Source organism: Jilunia laotingensis (assembly GCF_014385165.1).
In the GTDB taxonomy this organism is placed as follows: Bacteria; Bacteroidota; Bacteroidia; order Bacteroidales; family Bacteroidaceae; genus Bacteroides; species Bacteroides laotingensis.
In genome coordinates this window covers 2,514,988-2,538,404 of the sequence record NZ_JACRTF010000001.1, presented here as the reverse complement: position 1 = coordinate 2,538,404, position 23,417 = coordinate 2,514,988, and the positions used below count along the sequence as shown (strand labels likewise).

At 44.2% G+C, this 23,417-nt stretch carries 10 protein-coding genes; 4 read left to right on the top strand and 6 right to left on the bottom strand.

Translation table 11 applies throughout. The features are described from left to right. Positions 1–89: 89 nt before the first annotated feature. The gene (locus tag H8744_RS09670; RefSeq protein WP_262434632.1) at positions 90–7,841 is read right to left on the bottom strand and encodes a S8 family serine peptidase; all 7,752 of its coding nucleotides are present in this window, start codon (positions 7,839–7,841) and stop codon (positions 90–92) included. Positions 7,842–8,975: 1,134 nt separating this feature from the next. Here H8744_RS09670 and H8744_RS09665 point away from each other — a divergent pair. The 3 genes from H8744_RS09665 to nadD all read left to right on the top strand — a co-directional run bounded on the left by H8744_RS09665 (position 8,976) and on the right by nadD (position 11,070). Beyond that, a complete protein-coding gene (locus H8744_RS09665) occupies positions 8,976–9,854 on the top strand; it encodes a YicC/YloC family endoribonuclease (protein WP_262434631.1) in 879 nt (292 codons plus the stop codon). 75 nt (positions 9,855–9,929) lie between these two features. After that, entirely contained in the window at positions 9,930–10,499 is a 570-nt protein-coding gene (gmk, locus tag H8744_RS09660) for a guanylate kinase (RefSeq protein ID WP_262434630.1), read from the top strand. Then, positions 10,492–11,070 carry a nicotinate (nicotinamide) nucleotide adenylyltransferase gene (nadD, locus tag H8744_RS09655; RefSeq protein ID WP_262434629.1) on the top strand — a complete coding sequence of 193 codons (579 nt, stop codon included), beginning with the start codon at positions 10,492–10,494 and terminating at the stop codon, positions 11,068–11,070. Before gmk ends, nadD begins: the two co-directional genes overlap by 8 nt. A 42-nt stretch (positions 11,071–11,112) precedes the next feature. Here the strand turns inward: nadD and H8744_RS09650 are convergent, their stop codons facing one another. The 5 genes from H8744_RS09650 to mutA all read right to left on the bottom strand — a co-directional run bounded on the left by H8744_RS09650 (position 11,113) and on the right by mutA (position 21,166). Further along, positions 11,113–12,153, bottom strand: coding sequence for a linear amide C-N hydrolase (locus tag H8744_RS09650; RefSeq protein WP_305067476.1), 1,041 nt, complete (start codon positions 12,151–12,153; stop codon positions 11,113–11,115). Positions 12,154–12,304: 151 nt separating this feature from the next. After that, complete coding sequence (gene porE, locus H8744_RS09645; protein ID WP_262434627.1) at positions 12,305–14,281, bottom strand: PorE family type IX secretion system protein; 1,977 nt, start codon at positions 14,279–14,281, stop codon at positions 12,305–12,307. Between the two features lie 470 nt (positions 14,282–14,751). Next, entirely contained in the window at positions 14,752–16,866 is a 2,115-nt protein-coding gene (locus H8744_RS09640; RefSeq protein ID WP_262434626.1) for a DNA topoisomerase 3, read from the bottom strand. A 252-nt stretch (positions 16,867–17,118) separates the two neighbouring features. Beyond that, the gene (gene scpA, locus H8744_RS09635; RefSeq protein ID WP_262434625.1) at positions 17,119–19,266 is read right to left on the bottom strand and encodes a methylmalonyl-CoA mutase; all 2,148 of its coding nucleotides are present in this window, start codon (positions 19,264–19,266) and stop codon (positions 17,119–17,121) included. 1 nt (position 19,267) lies between these two features. Beyond that, entirely contained in the window at positions 19,268–21,166 is a 1,899-nt protein-coding gene (mutA, locus tag H8744_RS09630) for a methylmalonyl-CoA mutase small subunit (RefSeq protein ID WP_262434624.1), read from the bottom strand. A gap of 227 nt (positions 21,167–21,393) precedes the next feature. Between mutA and H8744_RS09625 the strand changes: the two genes are divergently transcribed. Beyond that, positions 21,394–23,061: a putative transporter gene (locus H8744_RS09625; RefSeq protein ID WP_262434623.1), complete on the top strand. Its 1,668-nt coding sequence runs from the start codon at positions 21,394–21,396 to the stop codon at positions 23,059–23,061. Positions 23,062–23,417: the final 356 nt, after the last annotated feature.

Here is a 23,417-nt window from a genome sequence, read left to right as displayed (position 1 = left end):
CTTCCAATACGACCAATAAAAAGAATCCCGGAATTACAGGCTGTTCTCTGTAACTCCGGGATATACTTTGTTCTAATCAGCTCCCTTTACTATTTTTTCATCACAGGTACAGTTGTCTTAGTACCATCGATGTCCAATTCCAAATAGTAAACACCTGAAGCAAAACCGTCCATATCAATCACTTGCACTTCGCCACGTGCTTTAACTGCATGTGCATTATATAAAAGCGCTCCGTTGGCATTGTACAACTTATAAGAGATTTCCCCTTCCGCATCGATATCACAAGCTACATTAGCTTTGTCGACAACCGGATTAGGATATACTGCAACGGCATTCTTCATATCAACTTCACCAATTCCCACTTCCGTCACAACCTTTACCTTGAACTTGCAAACCGCGGAGGCACCGGCAACGTCCGTAGCAGTTACGGTTATATCTGCCGCGCCAAGCTTCAATCCGGAGAATATGACACTTCCAACCGTATTATAAATATCGACTATGTCATTTTTCGAAGCTGAAACTTTGTAGGTCAGTTCATCACCATCCGGATCTTCAAACAAAGAAGATAGATATAAAACCGGACTGGTCGATCCTATCTTCACTTCCATATCTTTCTGCTCTTTGGCAATCGGGGCACGATTTACATGATCTACCGTATAGTTTACGACAGACGTTCTCACATTATTCTTAACATCGGTAGCAGTAAGTTCAAAGCTATGCGAGCCGGCAGTACCATAGTCCGGTGTCAGTGCCAAAGCCAATTCCGCTGACACAGCGCCAGTAGTCGCTTCACTTCCTACAAGGACCTTAATCGTTGTATCATCTACTTTTTCCACTGTTGCGTTTCCAGAAGTAACCGTTGCACTTTCCATCTTGGCGATACCGCTTTCATCATTTAATTTCACACTAAATGCATCCCCGTCACTATCCGTCACAGTAACATTAAGCTTCGTTGTAGCTCCCTCTTTTGCATAAATTTTAGAAGAAGGTACTGAAATCTCCGGGGCACCGTTCTTGTCCAGATAAACCGGGTAATTTACCAGTTGTTTGTCCGGATCATTACTCTTTATAACCAATACCGCCTTATTGTCTCTGTCTAAAGGAGCTGTTTCGGCAGCAAGCTTCACTTTAACCGTCTTACTTGCCCCAATCGCCAGTTCACCGGAAGTATCCGGAGTAAGCATTGTAACCCACGAACTACCGGCCTCCTCTTCGATACAAGACATGATATAGCCTACCGAGCCAACATTCTCCTTGAGCAATGTAGCCACATCAAACCATCCATAGCCATCTTGCCATCCCATATAACGGTTGCTTACAACCGCCTCTTCTTTGGTTACAAGTATTGCAGGAGTAATGTATCCTACGGGGTAAGTCACCACTACATGGAATTTCTCATTCGGATGTAGATAGGCAGCCTTTTCCAATGGAATTGTCATAAATAGTCCGTAATTCGGATCCGGTTGTTTGTCCAAATGGTAACTCCCCGAACCGATCACAACCCCTGTCTCTAAATCTTCTCCTTTTACAATCTCGACCTTAAAATCAACGTTTTCCAAGGTCTTAACAGTAGCTGCGGTATAAACATGCGTCAGATTGAATCCCGTTGCAGGCGCTACATAATAAGTGGCGGCTTTATATTGCCCGAATACCGTACCGCTACCATATTGATATACACCAGCGGACGTTTTCGGCATAGCCGGATAATATAACGATTGGTTATATTCCATGTCAACAGGGACATCCAAAGCGTTCAATTCACCAGCTTTGGCCGCTACTTTCATTAAACCTTGACGATCCATTTCAGTAAGGTTTCGGCTCAAAGACTGTTGCTCTCCGACAGACAAAGCACGGTGCCCCATCTCGCTCATCGGATCGACTCCGCCTCCGCCTTGTTCTTCTTCCACTTCACCTTCACCGGTCGGATCGAGTGATATTTCATACCTCAACGGATATGCACCATTGTTGGTAATGGTCATTTCAGCCTCACCTTCATAATCGCTCGCCACATTGCTGACACGAATTTCAGGTTTATCAAAGTCCATAACTGGAGCATCCGTAATACTAACCTTGAACGGAACTTCCACCTTTTCCTTACCTTCAATTCCAGTCACATTAAATGTAATCGGACATTCATAGGTATTGATCGTATAGTTATCTGTTACTAAAACCTTAAACTCTATCGGTGTGACACCAACGGTTATCGAAGTTCCTTCTTCATAAATTCCCCAGCCGATAGTCGTTTCATCAAACCACGGATCGTAATGTTCACCATAGTACCACAGTTGGAGTACAGGCCCGAAATCGGACATCGGTGCATCCATTTCAATGTTATTGATCATAAATGTGGCTGTACCCTGATTGGCAACCTTGAAGAGAACCTCCGGTACTCCCATTGATCCGGCATTCGTTCCAACAACCCATTCAGTTTCTATCTTTTCCGGGAATACAGGTTTCGGCATACCCGTGATATTTAACTCGATAGGCAGATTGATCTTTTCTTTGCCCGGTACGTTCGTATTCAGGATCAGATTGCTTGTGTAATCTCCAGCCATCTTATTGGCCATCACCTTCATATTCACATTTTTAGCACTACCTGTTGCGATTTCTTCGGTCATTACGGGATAGAACTCGATAGCACGACCGAAAGCAACCGTACGTGCAGGAAGGTTTACCCCTTTCGTACCGCCATCGTTTGCGATACCTGCCCAACCAAACATATTATAGATGTCTGCGTCCGGGAATGCGCCCTTGTATTGGAACTTAAATGAACCGTCCTTATTCATAATAACCTGGAAACAGACTCCGCGATTCATCGTATTGCCATACTCCATGAACGAAACGACTGCTCTGTCTTCAGTAATATAATGGAAAGTTCCGGCTGTTCTGGTCTGATCCATGGAATGCATACCCCAGTAGGGTGCAATCATATTCGTATACAACGTCTCTGTTGTCGGGAATTGTGAAGGAGGCTCCGGCCATATCTTATCGTCCGTCTTTTCATTAAATGAGATAAATCCGGAGTTATAGATATACATCTTATTATAAGTCTTGCCATAGAACGGAAAATCAAAAGGCAAATCGACAGTAGTAAAGTCATGCTGCATATAATAAGTCAGATTGTTTTGCTCTCCCAATCCGTTCGTCTCAATGTCCACCCATTCCGCAGAAACATCTTTATTATCAACAGAAGCAGAATAGATGTAATCCACTGATGATTTTCCGTCTGTTGCCGCAGGAGGAAGTCCGATAAACTCGTTAGGAGTAATGGAATATACCAAAGGCTCGTTACCTTCATTCTTTATTTCAAGTACCTTTTCCATGGTAGTCCCACTCTCCATTGTCTCGGTAATGCCTTCCATATTCAAAGCAATGACAGGCGTACCTATGACCTTCGCTACCAAATTAGCGGTTACGGTTCCAGCAGAAGTGACAACCGTCATCACATCAGCTACTTCACCCTCTTTCTCCGTAGGCAGAGTTACCAGAATGTCTTTTGAAAGTCCCGGTTCAATGCTAATCGGAAGACGGGCTTCAAAATTAAATTTCCCCTCAGCCAACGTTACCGAAGTGACGTTCAAAACATCTTTACCCACATTCTTAATGGTCACCGGAAGTTGCTTCACAGCCGTACGGAACACATTTCCAAAATCCACATCGGAAGATGCAAGTTCTACCAGCGGTTTTAATACATCTCCCTTTACCACTGCACGGAAGGTCACATAGGAAGTAGTATGTTTGGGATCATTGCTGAGCAAAACCAACTTATTGGTCAGTTCACCTGCATACATGTCTTCCGTAGCCGCCATTGTGACAGTAATAACCGATTTTTCACCGGGATTGATCACTCCGTTCGCTGGGATCAGTTTGTTAATAATATATTTATCGGGTGCCAGGAATTTCACAGCCGAGCCCGTCCCAATCTTTTTATATAACTGCCCTTCTTCAGTCGGCTCTTTGCCGGAATACGGATCGTCAGAAATTTCAGTATCCGTAAGGGTCATCGGATCTTTCACCTCTATATCATTCAGACCTACAAACAGATTCGATCCCTCACCGAACACAGAGGCCGGTGTGTAGTCGTCATAGAATATTTCTACGTCCCCGTTGCTTGCCAAGGCCATATGGAAACTGACCGGAATATAGTCATTATCATAAACCACTGCCATTACGTTCGTGAACTTCACAACGAACTTACCATCCTGCTTAGCCCATTCCACTTTACTGTTGGCACCCATGATCAGTTGAGTACCATAAGCCATGATCGCACCCATTCCACCAACACAATCGGCAGATGCGGACGGGAACATGCAGAACCGGCCTGTAGCCATAGCAATACCCCCATGGCTGGTTACATAAACTTTATCGTATGTCTCTCCATAATAGGGGAATGAAAAGCCCAAAGAGATTGCTTTCGACCATACATTATCGTCTGTGAACTGGCTGGTTATATCCGTTGCATTTACCAAAGCAGGATTGTTATCATATTCAAAGTCAGTTGCTCCATCCAAATTGGAAATATAAGTATAGCCGAACTTATGAGAAGCCTTTCCCATATCCGTTATAACCTCGTCCGAGAATTTCGGAAATACATATTCCAACGGATAGCTACCCGTATTTGAAATAGTAAATGATTTTTCTATTGGTGTAGCTCCAACCTCAAGTTCTCCAACCTGAATATCGGTCGGGGCAATGACGATCTCGGCCGGGTCGGCAGCAATTCCACGGATGATGAACTGATACTGTACATTATTGCCATCAGTCAGCGTAACCGTACCGGAGTGACTACCTGCCTTTGTCGGTGCATACGTTATTTCCATTGAAGATACCGAACGAGCCGGAAAACCTCCGCTGATATAAGTCGGTGTAACAAACTGGTCGGAAGAAGACTTGATATTAGATGAGGATAACGAACTGCCATAACTGCCATAAAATCCTCCATAACCATTATTGATCACCTCTATTTTAAGTGTCTTTGTCTGCCCTACCAATAAATCACCAAAATCAATGACCTTGGCTGTTTTTAGTTCGGGCTTGTTACCTTTCACTGTCATTGCCACAGGTATAGCCTGTTCCGTCTTGCCGGTTTCATTGGTTTTCAACTTCAGAGAGAATTTATAAGATCCGTTCACCAGTTTCTGGCCATCATTAGAGATCGTTACTTCCTGTTTCTCATGGGCTTTTACCGTACCATTTTCCGGATTCAACACCATCATTGTACTCCAATCCGGATTGAGACTCTTAGCCGTAATATCCCATACAGCCTTTCCACCCATTTCCTCGTACTTACTGTCTACAAGTGCGTCCTTTAATATCATCCAAGTATTTCCAAGATCATTACTCATATAGCTATACGTCGCATAATCGTCCGTCTCGGCTTCTCCCAGTCCCAAAGGATTGACATTTCCTTTAGCAAAGTGCAGTACAATCCAGAATGATTCACCCGGTGCAAAATATAACTGCTCATCCAACGGGACATCAAAGTAGTAAGCAAAATTCCCGGTAAATCTTTGCACTAATTTACTCTTCGTGATGGTACTTCCCTCATAAATCTCTATAACGGGATCTTTCCCGTAACTGCCTCCCACATTCAAGTGAGTCAGGTTGAATCCATCAGGGTATTTATCCGGATCGACCTTAAACCATTGCGCCTGAGAATTGGGCAGATTCAGATCCACATCACCAATATAGGCTACCAATCCCTTGGAAGCATAATTAATGGATAACGGAAAATCCTCGGTCATGAAGTCGGCAGATACCACCGGGTTCTTTGCATACGAAACGATTGACAGGTTACCGTCATATGCCTTCAGTTTGCCCGGATCGGCTTTCACTAACGAGGCAGGCATCACATTGACTGTACGCGAGTAAGATTCCCATTTCAACAGTCCTTCATCTTCATTGCTGATGGTAAACTTATCAGAAGCAACCAAAGAGGAAGCGGCATCCACCGTCATTGATATCGATTGTTTGTCAAGCACCATTTTAGGACCGGAGTTTGTCGTAGCACTCTTTACAGGAGATAATGCCGCTGCATTTCCCCAACGATCCACCGACTTGATTGCGATAAAATAAGTGGTACGTGCTTCCAATCCTTTCAATTCATAAGTAATTTTATCTCCCGACTTCAGGAATTTTGTATCGATGGTAACTGATTCCAGCTTGGTTAGGTCGCTTCCTGAATTAAATTCCTTGTCGCTATAATAAACGGTATGATGATTGACATTGTTATCCGATGCGCCCGGAATGATCCATTCCATCATAATATTATCCTGCGCGGGCAGAAGCGTGAAATCGCTTACGGGTTCCGGTGCTTCGCCATCACTCATTTGCAATGCTTTCCAAGCATCGATATATCCGCTTCCAGCCAACCCCGCATACCGGGGATTATCCGTATAAAGGTCATTTACAGAAGTAACCAGTTGCTCACGCAATGTCTCGTTTGACAAATCAGGTTTCCCGTATTTAGACAGAATCAGAGCTGCAATACCCGACACATGAGGTGTGGCCATGGAAGTACCTTCGTTGTACCCATACTCATTTCCAGGCAAAGTACTCAATACACCTTGCGATGCATCAAAATCCATAAGGCCACCCGGAGCTGTGACATCCACCCAATCACCGTAGTTTGAATAACTGGAAACTGTTTTGTCATAATTCATCGCACCGACACACAATACCTTTTCATAACACCCCGGATAATAATTACCTGTAGACCCATCATTCCCCGAAGAGAAAATACAGAGTCCGCCTTTCAATTTATCGCCACCGCCTTTTGCAGTAAAATAGTCAATTGCATCCAAGACAGCCTGTTCTATGATATCCGGTGCGGGCCACCCCCACGAGCATTGGGCAATCGAAGCACCCATCTCCGCGGCATATACCAGTGCGGCTGCGAAATTGCCATCGCCTGCCCCGGTACGTGAATCGAATACTTGACAAGAAAGCAATCTCACGCCTCCTTGCCCGTTACCACCTGCAACGCCTGAAACTCCGATGCCGTTGTTGTTGACGGCAGCTACCGTTCCGGCAACGTGAGTACCATGATTGTGCGGATACAGTTCCCCTGAATTGGTCACAAAATTATATCCGTATATATCGTCCACATAACCATTTCCATCATCATCCACACCTTTCGTACCGTTCAATTCGGCCTCATTAATCCACATGTTCTCAGCCAAGTCTTCATGCGTAAAATCTACTCCGCCATCTATTATGGCTATCAATACATCCCTCGAACCGGTAGCGAGCTTCCATGCTTCAAAAAGATTGATATCTGCTCCTTTGACGCTACCCGGCATGGAACCATCATTCTGGTAATGCCATTGCAGAGGCAAACGAGGATCGTTAAAAGGCATATCCGATGACGGAGCCTGTGCGTTCATTGCTGCTTTCTGTGCAGGCGTAAGCTTAACATATCCCCCATTCCCTCCGAGAAGTTCCATCGGTATAATGTTTTCAGCGACTTGGATACCGGGAACGGTACTGTAAATCTGCTTTGCTTCGAGCGGATTGACACCCTCATCGAAAGTTATCTCATACCACCTGTCCAGACCAAATTCTTTCCTTTGAGCCTCGAACTTTTCTACATAGGGGAAAACTCTCTTCATCTGTACAGCCTTTACTTTCTGACCGGCTCGATCCAAAGGGGTAATACCCGTTGAAACAATGCCACCGGCAGTCCGCATTCTGGGAGCAGCGGCTACCTGTGCGGCTACTTCCGGTTGAAGCTTCACACGCAACACACCCTTTTTCGGACTTACCGTGGGATGTTGCGCGAATACTGCGCCACTACACAATACGAATAGCAACAGTATCCATTTTTGTAAATGTTTACTCATAAATCACTTAGGTTAAATTAATAATATAGTAAGAAATAAACGCGCGGAAATTAGAAGGGTACCTCTTCTATGAAAAGATATCCGGCTCTTCTAAATAATATAAAAATATCAAATCGAAATAGGGGAAGCTTTTAGACTAAAAAGTATCAGATAAGCTACATTCTTATTCCTTAGCTCCATTCTGAAGCTAAAAAGATGATTCGGGTTAACAGGTTTACTTTTTTCCATAGAGATGTTTTTTCAAAGATGTTTCTTAATATTGTTTGCAAATATAAAAGATTTATTTCATTCGCAAAGGTTCAAGTTCCGTTTTAAGTTTTTTTAATCATAAGACTTCACTTAACGAACTTATAGTGCCTCATGCCATTATTATTTACTTGTTCATATATTACTTACGGGATAGTTTTGTGCTTTTTAAATGCTTTACGGACAAACTATCTTTTTGACATTTTGCTTTTCTCCTTTGCCGTGAGTAGCAATTTACCGGTCAATGGCAAGCATGATTGGAAAAAACGGATTGTAGGGCAACATCGGTTTTTCACTTTGCCAGTAAAATCATTCAAAGTGCTACATAACATGCCGATTGTTTCCTTATTCTTTCCCAATGCATAGAGAGTATATGATTATCGTTGCCTGGCGTCAAAAAGCAGAGCTTCACATTAAGGCGAGAGATAGAGAAAAGAAAGAGAAAAAAGAGCGCTTTTCCGATAAATTAAAGCTTCGTTTGAGGAAAATAGTGATTTCATCTGATGATAATAGTGATCCCATTTGTTGGAAATAGTGATCCCATCTGTTGGAAATAGCGATTTGATTTGCTGGGAATGCCTATTTCATCCGTCAACAAAGGTAATTACATCGACAGTTTATGGCTATTTTACCCCGAAATCAACCTTACGGAAAGCTGATTCGATCGTATTTCAAAAGTACCCGGTCGGCAATTCGGCAGAAACAAGAGCATATTGCTATCTATTTTCAAACTATACTATAAAAAAGAAATGTCGGTCAAACCGTAATTACAGACCCGCATATGGAATAATGGGGCAATGGGAATCTACATTTCAAGCATATTTTTTATACATTCAAGCCATATTCTTAAAATAAACCTGTATTTTTGCAGAAAACAATTTATACGATATGATACAATCAATGACAGGATATGGTAAAGCCATTGCCGAACTATCTGATAAAAAAATAAACATAGAGATCAAATCGCTGAATAGCAAGGCACTGGATTTATCTACGCGTATCGCTCCGACTTATCGCGAAAAGGAGATAGAAATCCGAAACGAAATCTCAAAGAATCTTGAACGTGGAAAAATAGACTTTAGCCTTTGGATCGAAAAAAAGGAGAGCGCAGAAAGTGCTACTCCCATCAATCAGGCATTAGTGGAGGGATATTACAATCAAATTAAAGATATAGCGGACAAATTAAATATACCGGTGCCGACAGACTGGTTCCAAACCCTGCTCCGTATGCCGGATGTGATGACAAAAACGGAGATACAGGAGCTGACGGAAGAAGAGTGGGAAACGGTACATATGGCTGTCATTGAAGCTATCAACCATCTTGTGGAGTTTCGCAAACAAGAAGGTGCCGCACTAGAAAAGAAGTTCCGTGAGAAGATCACCAATATCTCGGCTCTATTGGAGTCGATCGCTCCATATGAAAAAGAACGGGTAGATAAAGTCAAAGAGCGCATCACGGATGCCTTAGAAAAGACATTAAGTGTAGATTACGATAAAAACCGCCTTGAGCAGGAATTGATCTACTACATTGAGAAACTGGATGTAAACGAAGAGAAGCAACGTCTGACGAATCATTTGAAATACTTCCTCCACACGATGGAAAACGGCAACGGGCAAGGAAAAAAACTAGGATTTATCGCTCAGGAAATGGGAAGGGAGATCAATACGTTGGGCAGCAAGTCGAACCATGCGGAAATGCAGAAAATCGTAGTCCAGATGAAAGATGAACTGGAACAGATTAAAGAGCAGGTACTCAACGTAATGTAACCTGTACGCTGTTTCAAAACAGTATAAGCAAGCAATGTGAAATTCAGACAAGATATTTGAATATCAGAATAAACTATGGAGGGAAAATTAATCATCTTTTCTGCCCCCTCGGGGTCGGGCAAGTCTACCATTATCAACTATTTATTGACACAGGGATTGAACTTGGCATTTTCAATCTCCGCTACCAGCCGTCCGCCTCGTGGTACCGAAAAGCATGGGGTGGAATATTTCTTTCTTACCCCCGATGAGTTCCGTAAACGAATCGACGACAATGAGTTCCTGGAGTATGAGGAAGTATACAAGGATCGTTATTACGGTACTTTGAAATCGCAAGTGGAGGAGCAACTGAAGGCAGGGCAAAATGTCATATTCGATGTCGATGTAGTAGGCGGGTGCAATATAAAGAAATATTATGGAGATAAAGCCTTGTCTTTATTCGTTCAGCCCCCAAGTGTGGAGGAGTTGCGTCACCGTCTCACAGGCCGTGGCACCGATGCCCCGGAAGTCATTGAGAGCCGCATAGCCAAAGCGGAATACGAATTGAGTTTTGCTCCGAAGTTCGACAAAGTTATCATCAACGATGACCTTGAAACGGCAAAGGCGGAAGCACTGCGTATCATCAAAGAGTTCCTGCACCGTGACTAAAATAAAAACCGGCATATACAGCGGTTCATTCAATCCGGTTCATATCGGTCATCTCGTCTTGGCAAACTATCTTTGCGAGTTTGAGGGACTGGATGAAATATGGTTTATGGTCAGCCCACACAATCCCCTTAAGGAGCAGGCTGACCTTTGGCCGGACGATGTAAGGCTTCATCTGGTGGAAGTGGCAATTAAGGATTATCCACGTTTTAAAGCCTCCGATTTTGAATTCCACCTTCCCCGTCCGACATACACCATACATACACTGGATGAATTAAAAAAGAAGTATCCGGAACGGGAGTTCAACCTTATCATAGGTTCGGACAATTGGCTTCTATTTCCGCAATGGTATGAATACAAACGTATTATCACAGAGAATCAACTACTTATTTATCCCCGTCCCGGATTCACCGTCTCTCAGGATCAACTTCCTCCGACTGTACGCATTGTCAATTCACCTACTTTCGACATAAGTTCTACCTTCATCCGAAATTCACTCGCTGCCGGGAAAGACATACGCTACTTCCTTCATCCGAACGTATATCAATACATCCAATCCCTGCGGCTGCCCTAACCTAAACTCCCCTCTCCTCTCTCGATTCTTTCTTCTCGATTCTCAATTCATTTCCGGCAACCTGAACAGGAACGTAAATGTCTTGATATCCTTGAAATCCTTATAAGCATCACCGGTATAAACCTCGCCTCCGGTCAGAAGCAACCTCTTAATACTTGCATTCGGGCTAAAATCCGCTTTCTTGATATCAACCCAAAAGAGATTAGGAGTCAGAGTCGATTCAAAATAGTAAACTTTATCCTTCTGGTCGGAAACAGAACGCCACCGCGTGGAAGAGATATAAGGCTTATCCGGAGTAGAAATGCCGAACGGCACGGACACGTTACGAATTACGCTCAACAAACTGGGGACGGCAATCTTAGGATCGGATATCTGCGGAATGGCATCCACATAGAAGGAGGCCCGCACAAAGCGGTCGCTTGAACGGTTGGTGCCGGGCAGCATCTGCAAACCGCCCACCTCTTTCCAATAATCATTGACAGCCAGTTGTAAGTCATATCTTGGAGAATTAGTCATCACCTTATACTCTTTGCCTTCATGAATCTCCAGATAACCATCGATATACTCGAGAATGGCATTATTGCCCGTCGCATCGGAAATGGACATATGCAAAGTAGCAGGTGAACCATTCGGCAAGTGAGGAGCATCGATGCGGAAAGTCTCTTTTTTCAGTTCCTCCACAGCTTCACGCACCGTGGCGAAATTATCGAGGACATACTGAGTCCAGATGCCAATTCCCATAACCGGCCGCGTGTCGCCCGGACGCACATAAATAGATTCGGGCAAAAAGAGCAGGTTAGCCACAAGCCCTTTCTCATTCATGCCATCGCACACACCGATATCATAGGCCGAAGCAACGATACTGCCGTATTTAGAAGTCCAGGTAAGAAAATCTCCCTGATCAAAGCTTGCCCGTTTTATACCACGGGGGAAAAGATAAAGATTGGACTGTATATCTTCCTTCCAATCCATCGTACGTCCCGTCACTATCATATTGTCCGGACCGGCATACACTGCACGGGTACAGGCTTCCGATTGCTGCACGTTCACTGAGAGCGCAGCAGCCAATGCCAATAGAGGCATCACTTGCTTTTTAAACACCATCATCTTCTTTTAATAAATTAATCGTCCAGTTCAACGACCGACCGGGTGGATCGCTCATTCAACTGGCCTTTGTTGATACTACCCTCAACAACAAATGTAGTGATAATGAAGTTTATAAACGGGAAAGATTTTATTGATAAAGCCCGTAAGTGGTACGCAATACTTGGAATTCGGTACGACGGTTGATGGCATTGCATATCTCTTGCTGGTCGAGTGGCAATGTCTTGATGAACTCTTCGGTCAATACATCTCCGATCTTGAGGAAGGGGGCAGACTTCAGTACGGACTTATTGACCACCTTAGGTTTCGACTCTCCATAACCTTTTGCCGTAAGACGGTCATTAGCAATGCCGCCTTTGATCAGATAGCGTACCACCGACTCGGCACGCCTTTGAGACAAACGCTCATTATATGCATCATTGCCTTTATAGTCACAGTGGGCGGCCAGTTCGATGGTCACGTTCGGGTTGTCATTCAACAGACGGATAAGCTCGTCCAGTGCGGTAGTAGAAGCCGGTGTCAGGTCGGCACGGTCGAATTCATAAAAGATATTCTCTATCAGTACCGGACGCGTGATGGATGCCAACGGAAACTCTGCTTCATAATTGCGATCTACCTGCGCAGTATCGGTAGTCAACTCCTGCTTCCCGTTCAGAAAGCCGCGACAAGAGGCCAACATGACATAACGTTGCCCCGGAGTGAGCTGTTGCACGAAAGAGCCATCCTTCTTTACGTTGATTTTCAAATATGTACCGTCATCACCGACTATAGTCACCAAGGCATCAGGCAAAGGATCGCCTTCTTTATCATACACCCAACCCGTAAGGACGTGATTGACTTCGGGAAGTTCAAAACTGTAGATATGATCCCAACCACGGGCATCCCCCCGGTTGGAGGAGAAGAATCCACGCGGATGTCCCGGCTCGAAGGTCATTCCGAAATCATCACTCGCTGAATTCAGGGGTGAACGCATGTTCTCAACTTTCCATTTCCCTGACAGCGTATCCTGTACAGCCCGGAAGATATCAAGTCCTCCCATACCGGGATGGCCGTTGGAGGAAAAGTACAGTTCCCCTTTCGGTCCGAAAGTAGGGAACATTTCATCTCCGGCAGTATTGATTTCCGGCCCGAGATTATCAACATATCCGAAACCATCTTGCACTACATTGATACGCCAGAGGTCAAGTCCGCCATAGCCTCCGGGCATATCGGAGACAAAATAAAGGAAATCACCGACAGGAGACATGGCAGGGTGGGCAACGGAAGAAAGCGAGTCGTTCAATATGGCACACTTGGTCGGTGTTCCCCAATTGGCTCCCGTACGGGCAGATGAATATATTTCGGCATATACCGGTGATTCGGGAGAGGTACGGCAACGGGTGAAGTACATCGTTTTCCCGTCCGCAGAAAAGGTGCAGGCACCGTCTTCATATTCGCTGTTGACTTCCGACTCCAGCGGTTCGGGCTTCTGCCAGTTCTTCTTCTCGTCAAGCTTCGACTGGAATATATCGGCACTTTTCATGCCGGTTATGCCATTCAGGTCATTCCCTTTTGCTTCGTTTCGGGTAGAAGTGAAGTACAGAATATCCGCATCTTCTCCGGCATACATGGGGGAGTAATCCGCACGACGGGAAAAGAAGATGGGGACACGCTTCACGGTATATCGCGTAGGATGCTCCTTCCATTTCTGCGCCAACTGGCAGGATATCAAACCGTTCAATGCCAGCGTATCATTCGGGCGAAAGTCGAGATAAGTCTTATATGAAGCGGCAGCGGGCTTATATTCTCCGTTTTTCCGTTGGCTTTCAGCGAGATAAAAAAAGGTGATCGAATCGGGATAATTGTAACGGATGGCATTCATATAAGCCCCCTTTGCACGTACTGTATAATTGATAAGGCGGTAACAATCCGCCATCTTATAAGCTATCACACCGCGCTGTTTCCGTTGTTTTGCAGGAGTGGCGGCATAAGCCTTTCTATAATATTTCGCGGCATCAAAATACTCACCGCGTGCATAACTTTGCTCGGCTTTCTTCAGACTACGCCCTGCACCACAGGAAGTAAATAGTAAAAGGACAAGTATATAATAAATGAAATTGCGGAACATACTGAATATATAAACTTAAATAGGCTTGATTTATTGTCAGGAAGAAACATAAAAAGCAGTGGCTAACCCGAAACATGGTTCGTTGAAGGAGGGGATAGAGCATTCTTCTCTCGTCTCTTTAGATCGGATCCAAAGAATAATGTTTACATGGACGAGTGTCCGGCATTCCTGATATTCTCCATCACCGGGGACTACCTTGGAGATCACCGATGAAGGGCGGCTTAGTCACCGATGAAGGGGCTGTTCATCACCGAGGAAGAGGTCGTTGATCACCGAGGTAAAATAGCCATCAATATCATCTGATTATCAATGATTTATTTTTTAGATTATTCAATATTATACAAAGTCTTTGCAAGCCACCCTTCCACAAGGGTGAAGAATAATTCTCAACAGATAAAACACAAAAGTAACCTCAGAATATTCAAACGTACCTGACGAGCAAAAATAGAAGTCGCCCGAAATCGACAATATCAACCTTCCGAATCAAAAGACTGACGGAAAGTACATCCGTTCTTCCATTCCGAACAACCGTAAGCTTTATTCCCTTTCAAAATGACGCCTTTCCCACAGACCGGGCATATTTTTCCTTCCAACGAATCAGCGGAAGAAGCTACCGCCACCCCATCCTTTTTTTTCTCTTTGGGTGCAGACAGTTTCCGAACCCGTTTTTTTGTTTCCTTTTTCTCTTTCTCCGGTGCTGCCTGTACCGCCTCCTGGATCGTGATACGACGGTTGGTATTATCGCTCAAAACACTCATCACGATCTCACCTACCATCTGTTTCAACTCTTCCAAAAACTGGCGAGCATTATATGTTTTCTTTTCTATCTCACGAAGTTTCTTTTCCCAGATACCCGTCAGTTCGGCAGACTTCAGCAGCTCTTCATGAATAAGTCCGATCAATTCCACCCCGGTCGGGGTCGCTATCAAGTTTTTCCTTTCCTTACGGATATAATTGCGTTTAAAAAGCGTCTCAATAATAGCAGCACGAGTAGACGGACGGCCTATACCGTTCTCCTTCAACGCATCACGTAATTCATCATTATCGACCAGCTTACCTGCCGTTTCCATTGCCCTCAGCAAGGTCGCTTCGGTATAAGGACGGGGAGGTTGCGTCCACTTTTCCGCCAGATTAGGTATATGAGGCCCGTTTTCGCCTTTCACAAAAGCAGGCAGTACATTTTCCTCTTCACCCTCTTTCTCGTCTGATGCATCATTCACCTCCTTGGCAAAGACTACACGCCAACCCGGGTCAATAATTTGTTTACCCGTCACTTTAAATTCAATCGCATCGACTTCACCCATCACCGTAGTGGTGGATATCTTACAATCCGGGTAGAACACTGCGATAAACCGCCGGGCAATCAGATCGAAAACCTTGCGCTCCATGTCCGTCAGATTCTGCGGATAAACACCCGTTGGAATGATAGCGTGGTGATCGGTCACTTTCGAACTGTCGAACACCTTTTTAGACTTAGGCAGCTTCGTACCCTCAAGCGATGCCGTATGGATTTCATAATCACGCAATCCTTTTAATATAGCAGGACATTTGGGATAAATATCATCACTAAGGAAAGTCGTATCGACACGCGGATAAGTCGTCACCTTCTTTTCGTATAGCGATTGGATCAGTTTTAAGGTTTCGTCTGCCGAATAAGCGTATTTCTTATTACACTCTACCTGTAGGGAGGTAAGGTCGAACAAACGGGGGGCATATTCCTTGCCATCTTTTTTGGCGACAGAAGTCACTGTGAAAGGCAAGTCTTTGATACGTTCCACCAAAGCGGCTCCTTCCTCGCTGCTGGCAATGGGATCGATACCTGGGTTCTCGGTTCGTTTCACCTTTCCACCTGATTTCTCTTCCTCAGCTGCCAGTTCTTCATCGCTCTTACGAATAAGGGCTGAAAAAGTGGTATCCCGATAGACAGTCTTCAGTTCCCAATATTGCTTGGGTTGAAAATTCTCAATCTCTTGTTGGCGATTCACAATCAATGCTAAAGTCGGTGTTTGTACACGCCCGATGGAAAGCACCTGACGGTTTTGCCCATATTTAACCGTATAAAGACGGGTTGCGTTCATACCCAGCAACCAGTCACCGATGGCACGGCTCATGCCTGCTTCATACAAGGGTTGAAAATCGGACTGATCTTTCAATTTGGCAAATCCTTCCTTGATAGCTTCCTCCGTCAATGAGGAAATCCAAAGCCGCTTTACCGGGCAACGAACTCCCGCTTTTTGCATCACCCACCGTTGGATCAATTCTCCCTCTTGGCCGGCATCACCACAGTTGATGATTTCGTCGGCTTGCTGCATAAGGCCTTCAATGATATGGAATTGCTTTTCGTAGGTTGGGTTTTCAATCAGTTTGATTCCGAAACGTGGCGGAATCATAGGCAAACTGCCCAAACTCCACGACTTCCATCCGGCAGAATATTCGTGCGGCTCCTTCAGTGTACAAAGATGACCGAATGTCCATGTCACTTGGTATCCGTTCCCTTCAATATATCCTTCTTTTTTGGTCCTGGCTCCGAGTATGTCGGCTATATCACGCGCCACAGAGGGCTTTTCGGCAATGCAAACTATCATTCTTTATTCATTATTAAACCGTGCAAAGGTAGATAATTTTAAGGTATGGGCAAAAAAAAAGGAGTACCGCTGTACTCCAACCTTTGTTAACCTTAAATCTAATACTATGAAAAACACATTGCAAAGGTAGGGATTTCTTGCAAATTAGCAAACTATGAGGTCATAAAAGCATCAGATACAACATTCTTTAATAAAGAGGGCGAGGCATTTTACAATACCCCGCCCTTATTTTAACATATTAAAGACTTGTTTTTATTCTTCGTCCATCAGGATTTCAAGAATCTGGCAAGCAGCTTTAGCCACCGGAGTTCCGGGACCAAAGATGGCAGCCACACCAGCTTTATAGAGGAAGTCATAGTCCTGCGCAGGGATTACGCCACCGGCAATAACTACAATATCTTCACGACCTAACTTCTTCAACTCTTCAATGATTTGCGGAACCAACGTCTTGTGTCCAGCAGCCAGTGAAGAAACACCTACTACATGAACGTCGTTTTCCACAGCTTCGCGGGCAGCCTCGGCAGGAGTCTGGAACAACGGTCCCATATCCACATCAAAACCGCAGTCAGCATAACCGGTTGCCACAACTTTGGCACCGCGGTCGTGACCGTCCTGTCCCATCTTGGCAATCATAATACGGGGTTGACGACCCTCTTTCTTCGCAAACTTCTCGGTGAGTTCGCAGGCACGCTTGAAGTCAGCGTCACCTTTGCTTTCTGATGAATACACGCCTGATATCGTTCTGATTATTGCTTTATAACGTCCTACTATTTGTTCGCAAGCAGATGAGATTTCACCCAGTGTAGCACGAACGTGGGCTGCTTCTACAGCCAGTTCGAGCAAATTACCCTTGCCTGTCTTCACACATTCGGTGATGGCAGCCAGCGCCTTGTCTACCTCTGCCTGGTTACGGCCTTCTTTCAAACGTTTCAGGTTCTCAATCTGTTCCAGACGAACAGCAGTATTATCGATTTCAAGAATATCGATCGGAGCTTCTTTCTCCAGACGGTATTTGTTCACTCCGACAATCGTCTGTGATCCGGAGTCAATACGAGCCTGGGCACGAGCTGCTGCTTCTTCGATACGCATCTTTGGAATACCGGTTTCGATAGCCTTTGCCATACCTCCCAGCTTTTCAATTTCCTGAATATGCTCCCAAGCACTATGAGCTAATTCATTCGTCAGGGTTTCCACGTAGTAAGAACCGCCCCATGGGTCAACGTTCTTGCAAACATAAGTTTCTTCCTGAATATAAATCTGAGTATTACGTGCAATACGGGCGGAGAAATCAGTCGGCAGGGCAATAGCCTCATCCAATGCGTTGGTATGCAATGACTGAGTATGTCCGAGCGCAGCAGCCATAGCTTCGATACAAGTACGTCCTACATTGTTGAACGGATCTTGTTCGGTCAGCGACCAACCGGAAGTCTGGCAGTGAGTACGCAATGCCAATGATTTCGGGTTCTTCGGATTGAACTGTTTCACGATCTTAGCCCAAAGCATACGTGCGGCACGCATTTTGGCAATCTCCATGAAGTGATTAGTTCCGATAGCCCAGAAGAATGACAGACGCGGAGCGAAAGCATCGATATCGATACCTGCAGCCGTTCCGGCACGAAGATATTCCAAGCCGTCAGCCAACGTATATGCCAACTCGATATCTGCCGTAGCACCTGCTTCCTGCATGTGATAACCGGAAATGGAGATGGAGTTGAACTTCGGCATCTTCTGTGAAGTATACTCAAAGATATCGGAAATAATCTTCATTGAGAATGCAGGCGGATAGATGTAAGTGTTACGCACCATGAATTCTTTTAAGATATCGTTCTGGATAGTACCTGCCATCTCTTCAAGTTTGGCACCTTGCTCCAATCCTGCGTTGATATAGAATGCCATAATCGGAAGTACGGCACCGTTCATGGTCATGGATACCGACATTTTATTCAAAGGAATGCCATCGAACAAAACCTTCATATTCTCAAGCGAACAGATAGACACACCGGCTTTACCTACATCACCAACTACACGTTCATGATCTGGGTCGTAGCCACGGTGAGTAGCCAAGTCGAATGCCACTGACAAACCTTTCTGTCCGGAAGCAAGGTTACGGCGATAGAATGCATTTGATTCCTCTGCAGTGGAGAATCCGGCATACTGACGGATGGTCCAAGGACGAAGAGTATACATCACTGAATACGGACCACGCAGATATGGAGGAAGTCCGGCAGCATATTCCAAATGCTCCATTCCTTCAAGGTCTTCTTTTGTATAAACAGGCTTCACGCAGATGTGTTCCGGAGTCTTCCAGTTAGCTTCGATTCCGTTAGCCTTTTGCCATTCAGCTCCGTTGGCGGGCTGGAATGCTGCGTAGATATCTAAGTTTTTAAAATCTTTTCTCATCTTACTTCAATAATTTAGCGTTGAACTCTTTAAGTGTTTCAAGCACGTTGACACGTACATGGATGAAGTTCTCGATACCGGCTGCTTTCAGCTCTTCAGCACATTCAGGATTACCGGCAACGATAAACAAAGCACGGCCGTTCAGAGCGTTGAATGCAGGAATAGCATACTGTGCATATTCATCATCGCTAGAACAAATCACAACGATATCAGCCTTAGCAGCCATCGCTGCTTCTACACCGGCCTCAACGGTTTCGAAACCGAGATTATCAACTACCTCATATCCGGCACAAGCCAAGAAATTGCAAGAATACTGGGCACGAGCCTGGCGCATAGCCAAATTACCGATAGTAAGCATAAATGCTTTCGGACGTTTACCGGATGCTTCGGTTTCAAGACGTAACGCTTCGAATTCACTGGCAGCACGGTCAAAATTCAGTGTTGCGACATCTTTTTCGCAAGTATCGTGTCCGCCACAGCAACATTTCGCCTCAACCGGTCTCTTGTCACCTGCTTTTTCATTGAAGTTCGGGAATTGATTGGTTCCCAATAGTATTTCGCGACGTTGTGCCACTGCTTTATGACGAGCTTTATTGCTCTCGTTTACGGCAGCCTGAACAGTTCCAGCCTTTACAGCAGCATAAAAACCGCCTTTTTCTTCGACAGACAGGAATAATTCCCATGCCTGCTTAGCGATGGATACCGTTAGGTTTTCAATATAATAAGAACCTGCAGCCGGGTCAATCACTTTATCAAAATGCGATTCTTCTTTCAATAACAATTGTTGATTACGAGCCAGACGTTCGGAGAAATCATCCGGAGTCTCATATGTCTTATCGAAAGGAACAACCGTCATGGAATCCACACCGCCTAATGCAGCCGACATGGCTTCAGTCTGTGTACGTAACAGATTAACATGCGCATCAAACAAAGTCAGGTTAAAAGTAGAAGTTTCTGCATGTATCCGCATCTTGGCAGCACAACGGCATTCACCCTTCGGGCCTTTGTTCTCGCAATCGCGTAGACATTCAGGATTGTATGAAGCCACGATATTTGCCCACAACATACGGGCAGCACGGAACTTAGCGATCTCAAGGAAGTAATTGGAACTGATACCGAAATTGAATTTAATCTTCTTGGCAACAAGTGCAGCAGGAAGTCCGGCTTCGGTCAACTGGGTCATATATTCATTTCCCCATGCGAGTGCATATCCCAATTCTTGAGAGATGTAAGCACCGGCATTATTCAACGTCAAGGCATTGACATTCAGCACACGATATTTCGGCAACTGGGCAGTGGCTTCAATCAAAGCTTTCGCTGTCTGTACCATATCACCCTTTTCCTTGCCTTTGGCCAACATCTTATCGAAGTAGTCATAATTGATAGAACCTTGCAGTTTTGTCAAATCATAATCTTTCTTCTGGAAATAAGCAACTAATAGATTAGCCAGTTCAACCACATGCCCCTGACAAGTAGCAAAGTTTAGCTCTACACATTCCGCACAAATATCTTTCAATAAAGTTTCGATGTACTCGGCATTCAGATCGGATGCTTTTACATGGAAGGAAAGAGAATCAATACCTTTATTCAAGATATCCAACGCCTTTGCATTAGCTTCTTTCGGACATTCTACTTTAATTTCCTGACGAACGAACCACTCATTGTTGTTTTTCTTAGTGCCCCTTAAATAAGGAAATTCTCCGGGAAGAGCATCGGTCGTTTTCAGCCCTTCCAAATCTTCCATTCGATAGAAAGGTTTTACCTTGAAGCCTTCGTTTGTTTTCCAAACGAGTTTCTTCTCAAAATCAGCGCCCTTTAGGTCGGCTGTCACTTTCTCCATCCACTGTTCGGTAGAAACGGGAGAAAAATCAGAGAAGAGTTTTTCTTTACTGTCTGCCATAGTTTATTATAAGTTTAAAATAAGATTAGTAATATCTTTATCTTAATGAATCTTTCTAAGTGTTGTTAATAGCAAGGCAAAGATAGACAAATACTTCAAACGAAATACTTTTTTTAGAGAAAATTCGCACTAAAGGCTTACAAGATGTCACAGATAAATAAAAAAGACGTTTTATTTGATTACCTCCACCGTTATAATTAATTTTGCGGCAATTTATAAAAACTACTATGGATTGGATACAAAATTTATTATGGGACTCCAACTCCGTGGCACACATCGTCTTCCTTTATGCTTTTGTGATTGCCGGCGGGGTACTTCTCGGAAAGATCAAGATCTTCGGAGTGTCATTGGGAGTCACCTTTGTCTTATTCACCGGTATCCTGATGGGACACTTCGGATTTACCGGTGATACGCACATTCTGCATTTTATCCGTGAATTCGGATTAATTCTCTTCGTATTTTGCATCGGGCTGCAGGTCGGCCCCGGTTTCTTCTCTTCATTCAAGAAAGGAGGAATGACATTAAACCTGCTTGCCGTAGGTATCGTAGCTCTGAATATTGCCGTGGCCTTGACAATCTATTTTATTGCTAATGGTCGCATAGAGCTTCCAATGATGGTGGGCATCTTATACGGAGCAGTGACAAACACTCCGGGACTTGGTGCTGCACAGGAAGCGTTAACCCAGCTCAACTATAATGGTCCGCAAATAGCGCTGGGGTATGCATGTGCTTATCCGCTCGGTGTAGTCGGCATCATTGGCTCTATCATTGCCATACGCTACATCTTCCGCGTGAACATGGCCAAAGAAGAAGAGGAACTAAGCAATGCAGATGCCGAGCATCTGAAACATAAACCGCATTTGATGAATCTTGAGGTACGTAATGAGTCCATCAATGGGAAAAAATTGATTCAAGTAAAAGAGTTTCTAGGTCGTTCGTTCGTCTGTTCACGTATCCGTCACGAAGGGCATGTCAATATACCGAACCATGAAACTGTATTCCATATGGGAGACCAACTTTACATCGTATGTTCCGAAGAGGACGCGGAAGCGATCACAGCTTTTATCGGAAAAGAAGTTCAAGTAGACTGGGAAAAGCAAGACACCCCGATGGTGTCTCGTCGAATACTGATTACTAAATCAGAGATTAACGGTAAAAAGTTAGGTGAAATGCACTTCCGTAGCATGTATGGTGTGAATGTGACTCGCGTCAACCGTTCAGGTATGGATTTGTTTGCAGATCCCAATCTGACATTACAAGTCGGTGACCGCGTAATGACAGTAGGAGAACAAGATGCGGTAGAACGGTTTGCAAATGTGTTAGGCAATTCTCTGAAACGTCTGGATCATCCGAACATTGTCACTATCTTCATTGGTATCTTCCTAGGAATTTTCTTAGGAAGCCTTCCGATAGCGTTTCCGGGTATGCCGACTCCGGTAAAACTGGGATTAGCTGGTGGTCCGCTTGTCGTAGCTATTCTCATCGGCCGTTTTGGTTATAAGTTACATCTCGTCACCTATACGACTATGAGTGCCAATCTAATGTTAAGGGAAATCGGTATTGTACTTTTCCTCGCCAGCGTGGGCATTGAAGCGGGTGCAAACTTCGTAAATACGGTGGTTGAAGGTGATGGATTATTATATGTAGGATACGGTTTCCTTATTACCGTAATCCCTTTATTGATAATAGGTGCAATTGCCCGTTTATATTATAAGGTTAATTATTATACGCTAATGGGTCTCATAGCAGGAAGTAATACGGATCCACCGGCACTTGCTTATTCAAATCAAGTATCTAACAACGATGCCCCGTCAGTAGGATACTCAACAGTATATCCATTAACAATGTTTTTACGTATTCTCGCAGGACAAATGATACTACTACTAATGATGTAATAAAAGAAGTACTCGAAATAATGCGCCATGATCTTACTTATAACCTAAGATCATGGCGCATTTTATTATAATCAAAACTGCCTTTATTACCCTTTCCATACCTTAACAACCTTTATTTATAAAACTATCTACACGCAATTTCCCGGCTCTTACCAATAAAAAAACATCTTTACAAATAGCAGTAAAAGCGAAGAATCTAATAAGAAACACTTCATCATACTTCTTAAATTTCCACAGTCAGTTCTATAACAAATTATTTTATTTATCAAACACAAAATGTGTTAATTCGCATTTTATTTCAATTATATTAATTATAATTGCACGTATTTTAATAATTAAACAGTAATCACTAAAAA